Origin of the sequence: Streptomyces sp., from assembly GCF_019510245.1 — a bacterium.
In the GTDB taxonomy this organism is placed as follows: Bacteria; Actinomycetota; Actinomycetes; order Streptomycetales; family Streptomycetaceae; genus Streptomyces.
On record NZ_JAEKKT010000127.1, the window covers coordinates 162535 to 177316 of the forward strand.

Genomic DNA, 14782 nt, shown 5'->3' on the forward strand with positions numbered 1-14782 from the left:
CCGATCACATCCGGGCTCAGCGCACCCGGAAGACCGGCCCACGGGGAGTGAACGGCAGGCGACGTCCGTCCGGGACCAGATAGGCGTGCTCGCGGCGGACCCGCAGGACGTCGCACCAGCCGTCGGTGATCACGAGGACCGGCGCGGTGGGCGGGAAGTCGTCCGCGCGCTGGAGCAGGTCGATGCCGGGCTGCAGGACCGTACCGCCGCGGCCGTGCACCCGGACCCGGCCGGCGATCTCGGTGGTCGGGAGGTAGCCGGCGTCGTGGGCCGCGGCGTCGCAGAAGACGACGCGTGCGGCCGGTACGTCACGGGCCTCGGCATAGGAGGCGATCGCGCCGAGCGCCTTGCCGAGCAGGGTGCGGTCCATGGATCCGGAGGTGTCGAGGACCACGCCGAAAGTGCAGCGGGCGACCTCCTCGGGCGGGAAGTACCGGCCGGCCCGCGGGATGTCCGGGGTGGACGACTGCCGGCGCGAGGGGCGGGCGTACGACCGTACGGCCTCCGGGCGCGGCACGAACTCGTCGAACCAGCGGGCGAGCCGGGCGTCCCACGGCAGCGGCGGATGGCTGAGCGCGCGGATCTCCTCGACCAGCCCGCCGGGCAGCAGGCCCCGGTCCTGCGTCTGGTGCAGGTCGAGCCCCTGGCACAGGCCCCGGCGGTAGAACTCGTCGAGGTCCACGTACGCACCGGGCGGCCCGAGCGGCGCGCCCAGCACGTCACCGCGCCCCTTGCCGCGCAGCGTGGCCAGCCGCCGCATCCTCCTCAGGTCGACGGCGATCCGGTCGTACACCTCCTCGGCCGAGAGCCCCTGCAACCCGGCGTCGTGCAGCAGTCCTTCGGGCATGGTGCCGACGCGCATCTCGACCAGCCAGCCGTTGATGACGTAGTCGCAGGCGATGTTGAAGAGGTAGGGGTCGCGGGTCCCGAGGCGGTCGCCGTGGCGCAGGGCGGCGTGCAGCATCTCGTGGGCGAGGACGAACCGCCACTCCTCGTCGTCCATCGTCCGCAGCGGGTTGACGTAGATCTCGCCGGCCTCGGGGTTGACCGCGGCGACGGCGATGTCGTGGGCGCGGGCCAGCTCGGCGTCGGCGACCAGCTTGATGCCGGCCGCGATGCCGCCGAGCAGCGGGTAGGAGGAGACGAACCAGCTCAGCGCCTGTTCCCAGGGGCGCAGCGGGGTCGGCGGCCCGGACATGGAGGCGCGGCGGCCGCCGGCCAGGTCCATCGCCCGGGACATGGTGCGGGTCAGCGCGTGCGCGAACCCCACCTGCCAGTCGGGGACCTGACCGGCCCACTTGCTCCAGGAGAGGAGGAGCTGGTCGGGCTCACCGCCGTTCGTCCCGCCGCGCTCGTACGCGGCCGGGACGGAGCCGGTCCGGCGCCAGCCGGCGGCGAGCCGCTCCTCGTCGCCCTCCGGGTAGGAGGCGGGCAGGTGGTCGGGGGCCGCACCGATCGGGAAGGTCTCCAGGAAGCGGTTGACGACGGTGCAGCGGGCGGCGAGGTCGTAGCGGTCCGGCTGGGTGCGCGGGCCGGTGGCGGCGGGGAGGTGGCCGAAGCCCAGATGGATGGTGCAGTGCGCCAACGCCCAGGCCCACTCGGCGGGTTCGGCACGCCGGGTGGCGTGCGCGTGCAGGACCCCGTCGGAGTCCGCGCGCACCAGGCCCTCCCGGGGGGCGAGTTCGCACTTCTCGTGTCGGCAGATCGTGAACTCCACCGCCCGCAGGGCGGGATTGGCGCGCAGCAGCTCGACACCGGCCGCGAAGTTCTCGGCGGCCGGGTCCTGCTTCTTGCGCGCGGCCGCGGCTCGGCTCACCGCCGGGCCTCCACCAGCCGGGGCATGTCACGGGCCGCCTCGATCAGGAACCAGGCGGGCAGCACCGGGTTGCCGTCCGCGTCGGAGGCGATGACGGTCTGGGCGACCTCGACGGAGATCTCGGCCAGCTGCACGAGCAGCGACTTGGCCCGGTAGGCGGTCTGCCGGCCGTTCGCCGACATGTGCTCCCTGTCGGCGGGCAGTTCCTTGACCAGCCGTCCCCGGAACGACTCGGCGAGGTAGTACAGCAGGTCGCGGTCCTCGATCCGGGGCGGCCACCCCGCGTCCCCCTTCAGGATCGCCTCGATCCCGAACCGGCTGCGCACGATCTTGACGTATCCGCAGAAGGCGGTGGCGTGCGCCGGGGTCAGCATGCCGTGCGCCAGGACCTTCAGCGTCTCCTCGTCCAGCCCGGGTCCGAAGGAGTGCAGGGCGTCGGAGAGCATGTGCCAGGAGCGCGGGGTGGAGAACGGCTCCTCGGTCTTCGGCGGCTTGGACCACAGGTGGTCGGGGCGGTCGGTGAGGTGGTCGAGGATCCACGGATGGATGCCGCCCGCCGCGGCCCAGGCGAGCCAGTCGTGCGCGGAGGCCTCCAGGTGGACGTGGGCCAGCCGGTTGACGAGCGCGGAGGCGATGGGCCGGGCGAGGGCGTTGTCGGTGGCCCGGTTGCCGGCGCCGATGACGATCGAGCCCTTGGGCAGCTCGTAGTTCCCGATCCGCCGGTCGAGGATCAGCGAGTAGAACGCCTTCTGCACATCAGGGGTGGCCGCGTTCAGTTCGTCGAGGAACAGGCAGTAGGGCTCGTCCCGCGCGATCGCCTCCGGCGGGCAGAAGACGGACCGCCCGTCCCGGATCTGCGGAACCCCGATCAGGTCCTCGGGCGCGAGCTGCGTACCCAGCAGGCTCACACACTCCAGCCCGAGCGATTCGGCGAACTCCCGCACCAGGGAGGACTTCCCGATGCCGGGGGCGCCCCAGATGAAGACGGGCCGGACGGTGGCGAGACCGAGGAGGAGTTCGGGGATACGGGAGGGCGTGACGGTCACGGCTGCCTGCAAGAGGCTGCTCCTTGGGGGTGTTCGAGAGGTGTGGGACTCGAACAGTGTGAGCCGGGGACATGACGAACGCAGCCGATTTATCTGGAGGCCGGCGAGAGCGCCCCGTCAGGGGCGCCGGGGGTACCCCCGGCCGAAGGCTGGGGGCGGAACTGCGCGACCAGCCCCCACCGGCCCGCGCGGTGAACGAACTACGCGGCTCTCTCGCCTTCCTCCAGCGGCACTTGCGGCCCGTCCGCCTCCATGAGCCACCGCCGCAACACCCCGTGCACCGCCTCGGCCCCCACGAGCTCCTGCCCCTCCCCCACCGGTTCGGACACACAGACCGGCGACAGCAGGAACGGCCGCCCCTGCGCGCCCCCCAGCCCCCCGTGCGACCCGATCTGCTCCTCGAACGCCAGCACCTCCCCGCTCTCCGGGTCGTACCACGAGTTGACCATGATGTCGGCGGTGTGCGGAAAGGAGTGCGTGCGCCGTACGGCATCCGCGGCCCCCGGCCCGAAGACGCCGAGCGGTCCGGCGGAGCCGTCCAGCCGGTTGAGGGGTATCTCCGCGCCGTAGGCGCCGAGCACCACCCCACCGTGCTCCGCGCTGCGCACCAGCAGGAACCCGACGCCGGGATGGTTGGCGAGCGTCGGCAGCAGCGCGGGATGGCGCGCGTCGATCTCCTCCTTGGTCATCCGGTGCGGTACGTCCGGGAAGGAGACCAGGCCCAGGTTGCCGGAGGCGAGCACGACCGGCTCCGAGCGGCGGGTGGGCCGGTGCTTCTCGCCGCTCTCCTCGACCGGCCTGCGCAGCGCCGCACGGACCGCGGCCCGCGCCTCCGTGCCGCTGTGGGTGCGCTCGGCCCTGCGCGGCACGTGCAGTCCGCAGCCGGCCCGGACCAGGTCGCCGAGGCTGAGGCCGTAGCGGGTGTGGAAGGTCTCGCCGGGGCTCTGGCCGTGGTCGGAGAGGACGACGATCCGGTACTCCCGGGGGGCGTGCTCAGCGGCCTTCTCGATCAGGGCGAGGGCGCGGTCCAGGCGTTGCAGGACCTTCTCGGTGTCCCGGCTGTGCGGGCCGGAGTGGTGGGCGACCTCGTCGTAGGCGACCAGGTCGGCGTAGACGGCGCTGCGGCCGACGAGCAGGTCTCCCATGACCGCGGCGACGACGACGTCCCGTTCCACGACGGTCGCGAAGGCGCGGACGAAGGGGTAGAGGCCGCCGCGCCCGACGCGCGGGCGCTGCCTGCGGAGGCGGGCCGCGGTGGACTGGCCGATCTCGCGGGCGACCTCGGCGAAGAAGGAGAGCGCGGTGCGGACGGCGTTGGCCGGGTCGGCGAAGTACGCGAAGTAACCGGCGCGGGAGCGGTTCTCCCGGCCGCGGCGGCGGGTGGCTATGGACAGGACGAGGGCCTGTTCGTCGGCGCCGCCGCTGAAGAGGTTGCCGCGGCTGGCGCCGTCCAGGGTGAGCAGTCCCCCGTCGGCGGTGCGCTCGATCGCCCGGCGCTGGAGTTCGGCGGCGCTGGTCGGCCGGTTGCAGACCATCACCTCCCGGTGCTCCTTCTCGTACCAGCGGAAGGCGGGGACGTCGAAGTTGGAGCCGTGCAGGATGCCGAGCTGGCTGGCGCCGGTCTGGCTGGACCAGTCGGTGCGCCAGGGGGTGAGCCGGTGGGTGGGCTCCCCGTGCACCCTTCCCAGCCAGCCGGCCACCGTCGGCATCAGGCCCTTGGCGACGGCGGCGGTGAGCACGTCGTGGCCGACTCCGTCGAGTTGGAGGAAGACGGTGCCGGGGGTGGCCGGGCAGGGCGGCTGGGATCTGCGGCGGCGGATGGCGAGGCGGGAGAGCCGGTGGCCGTAGGCGTCGTCGTCGCGGACGGCGAGGGCACCGCCGGTGGCGGAGGCGACGGCGGACATCACGGCGGCCACGATCACGGCGGTCTCCGGCGCGGCCTCGCTCTGCCCGGAGGGGTTGATGCGCAGGGCGACGAGGAGGAGCGAGCCGTTGAGGAAGAAGACCAGCAGGCCGAGGACGAGGGCGGGCACGAGCAGCAGCAGCCGTACGAGGAGCGGCCAGACGACGGCGGAGAGCACACCGAAGGCGCCGGCGCCGAGGGCGGCGGTCATGGCGATCCGGGTGGCGCTGTCACCGTCGGGCGACTGGAGCTGGAAGTCCGGCAGGAGGCCGGCGAGGACCAGCATGGTGACGGTGGACACCGCCCAGACCGTGACGCTCCGTCCGACCTGACTGACGACCCGCCGCCACCGCACGCCCCACCGACCTCACGTCCACGACCCCGCCGGCTGCGGGTCCACCGGCGTCAACACTTTCACATGGAGGGGCACCGGATGCGTGCGACGTCGATTGCCGAGGGCGGCACCGCCGGATCCCCGCCGTCGCCGCGGGGTGCGCCCGGCGGGGGGCGCGGGCTGTGTCGCCGTACGGCCGCCGCCGCCGCGTGAGCGCGGCCGCGGCTGTGTCGCCGTACGGCCGCCGCCGCGTGAGCGCGGCCGGCCACGACGGCGCCGCAGACGATCCACGGCACATCGCGGCACCACCAGCGGAGCCCTCCACATCGCGGCACCACCCGCGGAGCCCTCCTGCGGAGACCACCCGCGGGGCGCCTAGCGTCCGTCGTAGCCCGCCGTCGGCATCGACAGCCTGCGGTGGACCCGGGCCTTCATCTGGGCGTCGTAGTACGGCTCGGCCCGGCCCACCGTCTCCACCCGGACCCCGCGTCTCGCGCACTCCGCCATGAAGTCCTCGACCGACGACAGCGCGCTCTCCAGGACCCGTCTGCTCGGGGCGACGAAGACGTCGAGGCCGGGCCGGACGCCGGTCCACAGGGCGCTGTGGTCGGGGCGCAGGCCGCGGACCAGGAGCTCGCGGGCGATGACGTAGCCGTGCTCGACGGCCCAGCGTGCGCACATCGCGTGCTGGCTGCGGGAGTCGACCAGGAAGGGGTCGATCTCCAGTTCCTCCAGCGGTGTCAGACTCGCGATCGCGGTCACCCGCACCGGCACGAGCCCGCCGGAGGCACCCCGCACCTGTCCCATGGCGTCCCCCTCACCTCCGGGTTTCGCCGCCGACCCTACTCCTGCACGTAGGCTTCGGGGAGTCGCGCGAAGGAGGCAAAGAGGTGCCGGTGGAGATCACCTGGTGGGGTCACGCCACCTGCACGATCGAGGATTCGGGCACACGCCTGCTCACCGATCCTCTGTTCGCGCGCCGGCTCGCCCACCTCCGGCGCCGCCGGGGCGCCCCGCCGCCGCCCGAGGCCCGCCGCGCGGACCTCGTGCTCGTCTCCCACCTGCACGCGGACCATCTGCACGCCCCCTCGCTCGCCGGGCTCGCCCCGGGCACGCGCCTGCTTGTGCCCCGGGGCGCACCACGGGCGGTCCCCGCGCTCCGCCGCCTCCGTCGGCTGCGGATCACCGAGGTGGAGGTCGGCGACGAGATACCGGTCGGTCCCCTCGTCGTACGGGCCGTGCCCGCGCGGCACGACGGCCGCCGGCTGCCGGTCGGACCGCACCGCTCCCCCGCCCTCGGATACGTCGTCGAGGGCGCGGCGCGCACGTACTTCGCCGGGGACACCGGGCTGTTCGACGGGATGGCCGAGGCGGTCGGTCCGGTGGACGTGGCCCTGCTGCCGGTCGGCGGATGGGGGCCGTACCTCGGGGAGGGCCACCTGGACGCCGGGCGGGCGGCGCGGGCGCTGGCGCTGCTGGGACCGCGCAGCGCGGTGCCGGTGCACTACGGGACGTACTGGCCGATCGGCATGGACGGGGTACGCCCGCACGAGTTCCATGCGCCCGGCGACGAGTTCGTGCGCCTCGCGGCCGAGTACGCGCCGCAGGTGGCGGTGCACAGGCTCGGCCACGGGGAGAGCGTGCGGCTGGAGGTCGCGCGGTGAGACTGCTGGTGGTCGTGGCGGCCGCCGCCGGCTCCACCGCGGCGACCTCGTCGACGTCGACCGAGTCCGCGCAGCAGGCGATCGGGTATCCGACGCTGTTCCTGCTGGTGCTGATCGGGGCGTTGGTGCCGGTGATACCGACGGGGGCGCTGGTGAGCTCGGCGGCGGTGGTGGCGTTTCACCAGACGGCGCCGTTCGCGCTGGCGCTGGTGTTCGTGACGGCGTCGCTGGCGGCCTTCCTGGGGGATGCGGCGCTGTACTGGCTGGGACGGCGGGGGCTGCGGTCGAAGAACGGGTCGCGGTGGCTGGAGGCGATCCGGGCGCGGGCGCCGGAGGAGCGGCTGGCACAGGCGCAGGAGAAGCTGGCCGAGCACGGGGTCGCCGTGCTGGTGCTGTCCCGGCTGGTGCCGGCCGGCCGGATACCCGTCATGCTGGCGTGTCTGCTGGCGGAGTGGCCGCTGCGGCGGTTCGCGCGGGGGAACGTGGCGGCGTGCCTGGCGTGGGCGGTGACGTATCAGGTGATCGGGATCCTGGGTGGGTCGTTGTTCCCGGAGCCGTGGGAAGGGGTGGCGGCGGCGGTGGGGCTGACGGTGGCCATCGGTGTGGCGCCGAGTGTGTGGCGGCGGGTCCGGTCTGCCGGGTGACGGTGCGTCGCGGGGCGCGGGTGCGTCGTGGTGGCTCGCGCGGTGTCCCGCGCCCCTGCCGGGGCGCTCTAAGCGACGGCGCTGCCGATTGAGGTCCGCTCCAGAACCCTCGATCCCCCGACCGGCAGATCCCACAGGTCCTCTCGCCCCAACCCCGCCTTCTCCCAAGCCGCCCGTACCCGCGTCAGCGGTTCCAGCACCGGCTCCGCGGAGAGGATGAAGGTGCCCCAGTGCATCGGGGCCATCCGCCGGGCCCCCAGGTCCTCCGTCGCCCGGACCGCCTCCTCGGGGTCCAGGTGGACGTCGCTGAGCCACCAGCGGGGGTTGTAGGCGCCGATGGGCATCAGGGCAAGGTCGATGCCGGGGTAGCGGCGGCCGATGCGGGAGAACCAGTGGCCGTAGCCCGTGTCGCCGGCGAAGTACACGCGGCCGCCGTCGGAGGCGGTGAGAACCCAGCCGCCCCAGAGGCTGTGGCAGGTGTCGGTGAGGGTGCGCTTGGACCAGTGGTGGGCGGGAACGAAGTCGAAGCGGACCCCGGACAGTTCGGCCGCCTCCCACCAGTCCAGCTCGGTGACGGTGGTGAAGCGGCGGCGCCGGAACCAGCGGCCGAGCCCGGCCGGCACGAACACCGGGGTGTCGCGCGGGAGGCGGCGCAGGGTGGGGGCGTCCAGGTGGTCGTAGTGGTTGTGGCTGATGACGACCGCGTCGACGTGCGGCAGGGTCTCCCAGGGGACGCCGACCGGCGTGACGCGGGCGGGGGTGCCGAGGATGCGGCGGGACCAGACCGGGTCGGTGAGGACGGTCAGGCCACCGATGCGGACGACCCAACTGGCGTGTCCCGCCCAGGTGACGGCGACAGTGCCGGCGTCGGTGCGGGGCAGCGGGCCGGGTGCATAGGGCAGCCGGCCGACGTCGGCGAGGCCCTCGCGGCCGGGGCGCACGGAGCCCTCGCGGGCGAACCGGGCCATGGCCTTGAGGCCGGGCAGCGGGGCGGTCAGGCGGTCGTGGAAGGTCCGCGGCCAGACCCGGAGTTCGCCCAGCGGTCGGGGGTCGGCCAGTGGCGGGAACGGCGGCGCGTACGGAGCCGGGGCCCTGCCGGGACCGGCTTCTGCGGGGGCCGTGGCAGGTGTGGTGAGGGCGGTCGTCGTCGGAGCGGTCGAGGGTGGAGCAGTCGTGGTCGGAGCGGTCGTCGTCGGAACGCTCACTGTCGGAGCAGGCGTAGTCGGAGCAGGCGTCGTCGGAACGGTCGCCGTCGGAACGGTCGTCGTGGTGGCAGTCGTCGTGGTGGCAGTCGTCGTCGCGGGCCCTGACTCATGCGTCTGCTGCGTCATCGAGGAGGCTCCCATCGCTGAGCGTCGTCGCGGAGATCGTCGAGTACCGACTCCAGGGACATCAACGCGCGTTGCACGTGTGGCAGTTCCAACGGTGCGGGTGACGTGAGGCATTCCAGGCGTTCCGCGTCGGTGCCGCCCAGCAGCGGGCCGGTGGCGAGCCGGACGCGCAGCGCGCCGAGGTCGTCGCCGAAGCGGTGGCCGCCGGGTGCCGGCATGCCGAGCCGGGCGGTGAGGAAGTCCTCCAACTCCTGTGCGTCGCCGACCCCGTGGCCGACGAGCGCGGCGCGCAGCGGTTCCAGGTCGGCATACAGGTGGCGGCCGGCCTGCGGGGGACGGGCCAGCGCGCCGCCGGCGAGGACCGCGGCGTGTGCGGCGGCGGCGACACGCGCGTGCAGCCGTACGACGGCCTCCCGGCGCGCGCTGACCGGCTCGGGCTCCTCGAGCGCGTACCGCGCGGCGACCGCGACCGGTGCGGCGAGGCGGGCGCCCACCGCCGTGAGGATGTCGAGCACGCGCGCGTGCAGGGCCCTGCCGCCGACGCTCTCCGGGAACCGGGCGACGGCTGCCGGCCAGCCGGCCGGCAGCAGGGCACCGGCCAGGTCGGTGACGACGGTGACCTGGTCCGGGAGCATCTCGGCGGGGCTGAGCAGCACCGTCGCGTCCGGGGCGTGCAGGGTGTCGCGCCAGGTCTCGTCGCTGACCAGGTGCAGTCCCGCGCCGGTCGCGGCCTCGACGGTCTCGTGCAGCAGTTCGGGAGGGGCGACGGTGGCGGTGGGGTCGTCGGCGACGGAGAGCACGAGCAGCCGGGGGTCGCCGCCCTCGTCCCGGACCCGGCGCACGGTCTCCAGCAGCGCGTACGGGTCGGGGGCACCGCCGGACTCGGCCGGGGTGGCCACGTGGAAGACGGGCCGGCCGAGGAGCCGGGCGTACGGCGCCCACCAGGCGGCGCAGGGACGCGGCACCAGGACGTCGCCGCCGAGGGCCGCGGTGAGCGCCAGCAGCAGGGCGGGGGCGCCGGGTCCGGCGGTCACGCGGCCGGGCGGGGCGGGCAGCCCACGGCGTTCCCAGTAGCCGCAGGCCGCGTCCAGCAGCGCCGGTCCGCCGCCGACGGGCTCCTCCGCACCCAGGTTCGCGGCGGCGGCCAGGACGGAGGCGAGCTCGGGCAGGACGGGCAGCCCGTCGTCGGGCAGGGGCGGGCCGTAGCGGACGGGACCGTGGCCTTCGGGTGACGCCGGCCCGCTCTCCTCCGTGGAACTGCCGTTCGCCGGTCCGTGGGCCCCGGGATCCGTCCGCCGCATGTCCGCCTCCGCGCAGTCCGTGGTGCCGTGTGCTGTCCGGTCCGGGTCGTGCGTACGGTGCCGGAGTGGCCGCTCCGGAGTACCCGGCCGGGGACCGGTCATCCGTCCGCGCCGGGCCTCCCGCCCCACAGCCGACGGGGCCACCCGCCCCACAGCCGGTACGCGGCACCGCAGCAGGCAGCCGCGATCAGCATCCCGCCCGCGACCAGCGCCGGCACGGACGTGCTGTAGACGCCCCCGTCCCCGGCCGCCACCCCGTGCTGCAAGCCCGCCGCGGCACAGGACCCGTCACCGCCCCGGTCCCCGCCGCACTCCTGCCCGCCACCGCACGACTGCTGTCCTCCGGAGCAGGGCCGCTCACCGTTCCCGTGCGGAGCGTCGCCGTTGTCCCCCCGGGGATCCGCGGCGCCTACGTCACCGCGCGAGGCCGCATCACCGTCACCACGATCGCCGTGGGAGGCCGTGCCGTCGTCCCCGCGAGAAGCCGTGCCGTCATTCCCACGGACGCCGGTGCCCTCGTCGCCACGAACGCCGGTGCCCTCGTCGCCACGGACGCCGGCGCCCTCGTCACCGCGGACGCCGGCGCCCTCGTCAGCGCGGGCGGACATGCCGTCGTCCCCGCGCAGGGCCGTTCCGCCGTCCCCACCGGTGACCGTCCCGCCGTCCCCCCGGGGCACCGTGCCACCGCCGGCCTCCGGCACGGCCCCGCCACCGGCCTCCGGCGGAGCCCCACCACCGAGGTAGGGCACGGCCTCGCCACCGACCTCCGGTACAGCCCCGCCACCGACCTCCGGCGGAGCCCCACCTCCGACCTCCGGCACGACTCCGCCGCCGACCCCCGGCACAGCCCCACCGCCGCCCTGGAGGACAGTGCCGCCCTCCCCCTCCGCAGCCGCGCCGCCGTCGTCCCGCGTGACGGCCAGCCGCGCGCTCCAGGGCCGTCCCTGCTGTCCGCTCGCCGCCGGGCAGGTCCCGTCGACGGTCCGGGTACCGTCCCGTCCGGTGCCCGCCGCTTCCCCGGGCACGTCACCCGCCGCCGCGTCACCCTCCGTATAGCTCACCGGCCGGTCGCCGGAGACGACCTGGGCGGTGCCCCGGTAGAGCAGGCCGCTGCCCTGCTCGACCCTGGCCAGCCGTACGGTGCGCCCGGCGAACACCGACGACGTGGCGCCGATGGTCGCAGGCGCCTGTCCCGCAGGCTTCGCGCAGGTCACCGAGACGGTGACGACGGCACCGGGCCGGGCGTTGCCGGGGCTGATCTCGGCGGCGGGGTCGGCGGCCGCGGCGGCCGTGCCGGTGACGCCGAACGCGGCACCCGCCAGGACCGTGACGGACAGGGTGCGAACGGTGCGGCGCATGGCAGGAGCTCCTTGCACGGACGACTCGGAGGCACGGGGTCCGTACCCCCGCAGCCATCACAGCCCGGCCCACGTCGGGCCGCGCGCGGCCGGACCCCATTCGCGGGACACGCGCCCTCTTTCGGGTGACGTCGCGGCCCGGTTCCGGCGGGTCGGGAACGCCCGGGCGGATCCCCGTGTCGGTCACCTCTCCCCGGGTACGCGGTCCGCACCCCTGATGTACCTGGAGGGAGAACATGCAGCGAGGCAGTGACCGGCTGAACGTGCACCGGGACGACGAGATGAAGCACGAGCTCCAGGGCCTGCTCAGGTCCGGGCACCCGACGCGTACCGAGGACTGGAACGACCCCGAACCGCCGGCCGAGGACGATCCGGAGGTGTACCGCGGTGCGGTGGTACCGGGGACGAGTGAGCGGGCGGCGCCGGAGAGCGTGCGCCTCGAGCTGTCCCGGTCCCTGACCCGGCACGACTTCCCGGCGGCCCCGCGGGAGCTGGCCGGCGTGCTGCGGCGCAAGAACGCCCCCGACGTCCTCGTCGAGCGGGTTTCCCGGCTGCCGCGTTCGGCACGCTACGGCAACCTGCTGGCGCTGGCCGAGGCGGTGGCCGGCGGGGAGTGAACCGGAGCACAGAGAACGAACGAAGCCGCGCGCCGGCGGGCCGCCCGTCCGCCGGCGTGCCACGGAAGGGATGGAGCATCATGCGTATCGCGTTTCTGGTCGCGCCCGAGGGCGTCGAGCAGGTGGAGCTGACCGAGCCGTGGAAGGCGGTCTCCGACGCCGGGCACGAGCCGGTGCTGGTGTCGACGAAGCCGGGGAAGATCCAGGCCTTCGACCACCTGGACAAGGCCGAGACGTTTCCGGTGGACGAGGTGGCCGGCGAGACGTCGGCGGGCTCGTTCGGAGGGCTCGTGCTGCCGGGCGGGGTGGCCAACCCGGACTTCCTGCGGATGGACGAGAAGGCCGTCGCGTTCGTGAGGGACTTCTTCGACGGCGGCCGGCCGGTCGCGGCGATCTGCCACGCCCCCTGGACCCTGGTCGAGGCGGATGTCGTGCGCGGCCGGACGCTGACGTCCTGGCCGAGCCTGCGGACCGACATCCGCAACGCCGGGGGCACCTGGGTCGACGAGCAGGTCAAGGTCTGCGACGGCGGCCCGAACACGCTGGTCACCAGCCGCAAGCCGGACGATCTCAAGGCGTTCTGCGAGGCCTTCGTCGACGTGTTCGCCCAGTCCGCGACGGCCGGCTGAGACCGGTATCGCCCGGCCGGGCCCCGCGCCGCCGACCGGCGGCGGCGTCAGCCGGCGGCGGCGCCCGGCGTCGCCGTCTCGGCGCAGTTCCGCTCGCGGGCGCCCTCGCGGGTCCGGCCGGCCGCGACGAGACGGCGCGGGTTGCGCCGCAGGTACTCGCCCTCCAGCTGGGCCATGCGCTCGTTGTGGGCCCGCAGCGCGTCGTTCGAGCCGTACAGCAGGGTGTCGTGGCGCGTCCGGTGGATGGTCTCGAGTTCCTTCATGAGCTGCTGGTCGTCCAGCCGGCTGGGGTCGACTCCGGTCATGGTGGTACCCCGCTCGTCGTGTGGGTCCCGGCGGTCCGGATTCCTGCCTCCACTGTACGAACATCCGGGCGTGCGGGCCTGTCTGGGGCGCCGCCCTACCGCACCCGCTCCACCCGGCGCTCGTCCCACACCGGCTCCGTGGTCTCGCGGACCCGGCCGTCGCTGCCGAAGACCAGGTAGCGGTCGAAGGAGCGCGCGAACCAGCGGTCGTGGGTGACGGCGAGCACCGTGCCGTCGAAGGCCTCCAGACCCTCCTGGAGGGCCTCGGCGGATTCCAGGTCGAGGTTGTCGGTCGGCTCGTCGAGCAGGAGCGCCGTCACCCCCTGGAGTTCCAGCAGCAGGATCTGGAACCGGGCCTGCTGGCCGCCCGACAGCCGCTCGAAGGTCTGCTCGGACTGCTGGGTGAGTTCGTAGCGGCGCAGCCTGGACATCGCCGCACCGCGGTCCTGGGAGTGTTCCGTCCACAGGATGTCCAGGAGGGTCCGGCCCTCCAGCTCGGGGTGGGCGTGGGTCTGCGCGAAGTGTCCGGGGACCACCCGCGCGCCCAGCTTCCACTGCCCCTCGTGGGCCACCTCCTCGCCGGCCAGCAGCCGCAGGAAGTGCGACTTGCCGGAGCCGTTGGAGCCGAGGACGGCGACCCGTTCGCCGTAGAAGACCTCCAGGTCGAACGGTTTCATCAGGCCGGTGAGTTCGAGCTGTGCGCAGGTGACGGCCCGTACGCCGGTACGGCCGCCCTTGATGCGCATCCTGATGTCCTGCTCGCGCGGCGGCTCGGGCGGCGGGCCGGCCTCCTCGAACTTGCGCAGCCGGGTCTGGGCGGCCGCGTACCGGGACGCCATCTCGTGGGAGACGGCGGCCGCCTGACGCAGCGTCAGCACCAGCTTCTTCAGCTGGGCATGCTTCTCGTCCCAGCGGCGGCGCAGTTCCTCGAAGCGGGCGAAGCGCTCTCGGCGGGCCTGGTGGTAGGTGGCGAAGCCGCCGCCGTGCACCCAGGCGTCGGCGCCGGTCGGCGAGGGCTCCACGGAGACGATCTTCTCGGCGGCGCGGGCGAGGAGTTCGCGGTCGTGCGAGACGAACAGGACCGTCTTGCGGGTCTCGCTCAGCTGCTGCTCCAGCCAGCGCTTGCCGGGCACGTCCAGGTAGTTGTCCGGCTCGTCGAGGAGCAGCACCTCGTCGGTGCCCCGGAACAGCGCCTCCAGCACCAGCCGCTTCTGCTCGCCGCCGGAGAGGGTGCGCACCTGCCGCCACTGGGCCTTCTCGTACGGCACGCCGAGGGCGGCCGTGGTGCACATGTCCCAGAGGGTCTCGTGCTCGTAGCCGCGCACCTCGGCCCAGTCGGCGAGGGCCTGCGCGTACGTCAGCTGGGCCGCCTCGTCGTCGACGGTCATGATGGCGTGCTCGGCCTTGTCGACGGCCTGCGCGGCCGTGCGGATGCCGGGCGGGGCGACGGAGACGAGGAGGTCGCGTACCGTCGTCTCGTCCCGTACGGAACCGACGAACTGGCGCATCACGCCGAGACCGCCGCCCACGGCCACGGTGCCGCCGTGCGGCTTCAGCTCGCCGGAGATCAGCCGCAGCAGGGTGGTCTTGCCGGCACCGTTGGGCCCGACGAGGGCGACGGCGGCGCCCTCTCCCACCCGGAACGAGACATCGCCGAGCAGGGCCCTCCCGTCGGGGAGGTAGTACTCGAGGTGCGCGGCTTCCAGATGTCCCATGGTCAGGGATTCTGCGGGGCGTGCCCGCGATGGGGCAAACCGTTATCGGGCCGCCGTCCTCGGCCGCGGGTACGTCGTGGTTGCTCGCGCAGTTCCCCGCGCCCCTGACGGGGCGCTGC

13 protein-coding genes are annotated in these 14782 nt (G+C 74.3%); 4 read left to right on the forward strand and 9 right to left on the reverse strand.

All coding sequences use genetic code 11. The features are described from left to right. Window positions 1–16 precede the first annotated feature (16 nt). The 4 genes from JF597_RS15355 to JF597_RS15370 all read right to left on the reverse strand — a co-directional run bounded on the left by JF597_RS15355 (window position 17) and on the right by JF597_RS15370 (window position 5906). The gene (locus JF597_RS15355; RefSeq protein ID WP_293994456.1) at window positions 17–1816 is read right to left on the reverse strand and encodes a hypothetical protein; all 1800 of its coding nucleotides are present in this window, start codon (window positions 1814–1816) and stop codon (window positions 17–19) included. Further along, window positions 1813–2874 (reverse strand): MoxR family ATPase, encoded by a 1062-nt coding sequence (locus tag JF597_RS15360; protein ID WP_293994458.1) that lies wholly within the window; start codon window positions 2872–2874, stop codon window positions 1813–1815. Before JF597_RS15360 ends, JF597_RS15355 begins: the two co-directional genes overlap by 4 nt. Window positions 2875–3062: 188 nt before the next feature. Next, complete coding sequence (locus JF597_RS15365; RefSeq protein ID WP_293994460.1) at window positions 3063–5120, reverse strand: alkaline phosphatase family protein; 2058 nt, start codon at window positions 5118–5120, stop codon at window positions 3063–3065. A 354-nt stretch (window positions 5121–5474) separates the two neighbouring features. After that, window positions 5475–5906, reverse strand: coding sequence for a hypothetical protein (locus JF597_RS15370; RefSeq protein ID WP_293994462.1), 432 nt, complete (start codon window positions 5904–5906; stop codon window positions 5475–5477). Between the two features lie 83 nt (window positions 5907–5989). Here JF597_RS15370 and JF597_RS15375 point away from each other — a divergent pair, with 83 nt between their 5' ends. Continuing rightward, entirely contained in the window at window positions 5990–6763 is a 774-nt protein-coding gene (locus JF597_RS15375; RefSeq protein WP_293994464.1) for an MBL fold metallo-hydrolase, read from the forward strand. Between the two features lie 2 nt (window positions 6764–6765). Next, window positions 6766–7407 carry a VTT domain-containing protein gene (locus tag JF597_RS15380; RefSeq protein WP_293994593.1) on the forward strand — a complete coding sequence of 214 codons (642 nt, stop codon included), beginning with the start codon at window positions 6766–6768 and terminating at the stop codon, window positions 7405–7407. 68 nt (window positions 7408–7475) lie between these two features. On the opposite strand, the gene JF597_RS15385 is transcribed toward JF597_RS15380, so the two are convergent. The 3 genes from JF597_RS15385 to JF597_RS15395 all read right to left on the reverse strand — a co-directional run bounded on the left by JF597_RS15385 (window position 7476) and on the right by JF597_RS15395 (window position 11397). Then, complete coding sequence (locus JF597_RS15385) at window positions 7476–8738, reverse strand: MBL fold metallo-hydrolase (RefSeq protein ID WP_293994466.1); 1263 nt, start codon at window positions 8736–8738, stop codon at window positions 7476–7478. After that, window positions 8735–10039 carry an aminotransferase class I/II-fold pyridoxal phosphate-dependent enzyme gene (locus JF597_RS15390; RefSeq protein WP_293994468.1) on the reverse strand — a complete coding sequence of 435 codons (1305 nt, stop codon included), beginning with the start codon at window positions 10037–10039 and terminating at the stop codon, window positions 8735–8737. The genes JF597_RS15385 and JF597_RS15390 overlap by 4 nt, the downstream gene beginning before the upstream one ends. A 98-nt stretch (window positions 10040–10137) precedes the next feature. Continuing rightward, window positions 10138–11397, reverse strand: coding sequence for a hypothetical protein (locus JF597_RS15395; RefSeq protein WP_293994471.1), 1260 nt, complete (start codon window positions 11395–11397; stop codon window positions 10138–10140). 236 nt (window positions 11398–11633) lie between these two features. Here JF597_RS15395 and JF597_RS15400 point away from each other — a divergent pair, with 236 nt between their 5' ends. Together JF597_RS15400 and JF597_RS15405 are read left to right on the forward strand one after the other, a co-directional pair. Then, the gene (locus JF597_RS15400) at window positions 11634–12014 is read left to right on the forward strand and encodes a DUF2795 domain-containing protein (protein ID WP_293994474.1); all 381 of its coding nucleotides are present in this window, start codon (window positions 11634–11636) and stop codon (window positions 12012–12014) included. An 80-nt stretch (window positions 12015–12094) separates the two neighbouring features. Further along, window positions 12095–12643, forward strand: a complete 549-nt coding sequence (locus tag JF597_RS15405; protein WP_293994477.1) for a type 1 glutamine amidotransferase domain-containing protein — start codon at window positions 12095–12097, stop codon at window positions 12641–12643. A 47-nt stretch (window positions 12644–12690) separates the two neighbouring features. Here JF597_RS15405 and JF597_RS15410 read toward each other — a convergent pair whose 3' ends face one another. Together JF597_RS15410 and JF597_RS15415 are read right to left on the reverse strand one after the other, a co-directional pair. After that, window positions 12691–12948 carry a DUF6158 family protein gene (locus JF597_RS15410; RefSeq protein ID WP_293994479.1) on the reverse strand — a complete coding sequence of 86 codons (258 nt, stop codon included), beginning with the start codon at window positions 12946–12948 and terminating at the stop codon, window positions 12691–12693. A gap of 95 nt (window positions 12949–13043) precedes the next feature. After that, window positions 13044–14663, reverse strand: a complete 1620-nt coding sequence (locus JF597_RS15415; protein WP_293994482.1) for an ATP-binding cassette domain-containing protein — start codon at window positions 14661–14663, stop codon at window positions 13044–13046. Window positions 14664–14782 lie beyond the last annotated feature (119 nt).

Coding starts and splice junctions, on each gene's coding strand:
- JF597_RS15410 (WP_293994479.1), bottom strand. CDS start 12,948: ATGACCGGAGTCGACCCCAGCCGGCTGGACGACCAGCAGCTCATGAAG.
- JF597_RS15405 (WP_293994477.1), top strand. CDS start 12,095: ATGCGTATCGCGTTTCTGGTCGCGCCCGAGGGCGTCGAGCAGGTGGAG.
- JF597_RS15395 (WP_293994471.1), bottom strand. CDS start 11,397: ATGCGCCGCACCGTTCGCACCCTGTCCGTCACGGTCCTGGCGGGTGCC.
- JF597_RS15415 (WP_293994482.1), bottom strand. CDS start 14,663: ATGGGACATCTGGAAGCCGCGCACCTCGAGTACTACCTCCCCGACGGG.
- JF597_RS15400 (WP_293994474.1), top strand. CDS start 11,634: ATGCAGCGAGGCAGTGACCGGCTGAACGTGCACCGGGACGACGAGATG.
- JF597_RS15370 (WP_293994462.1), bottom strand. CDS start 5,906: ATGGGACAGGTGCGGGGTGCCTCCGGCGGGCTCGTGCCGGTGCGGGTG.
- JF597_RS15390 (WP_293994468.1), bottom strand. CDS start 10,039: ATGCGGCGGACGGATCCCGGGGCCCACGGACCGGCGAACGGCAGTTCC.
- JF597_RS15385 (WP_293994466.1), bottom strand. CDS start 8,738: ATGACGCAGCAGACGCATGAGTCAGGGCCCGCGACGACGACTGCCACC.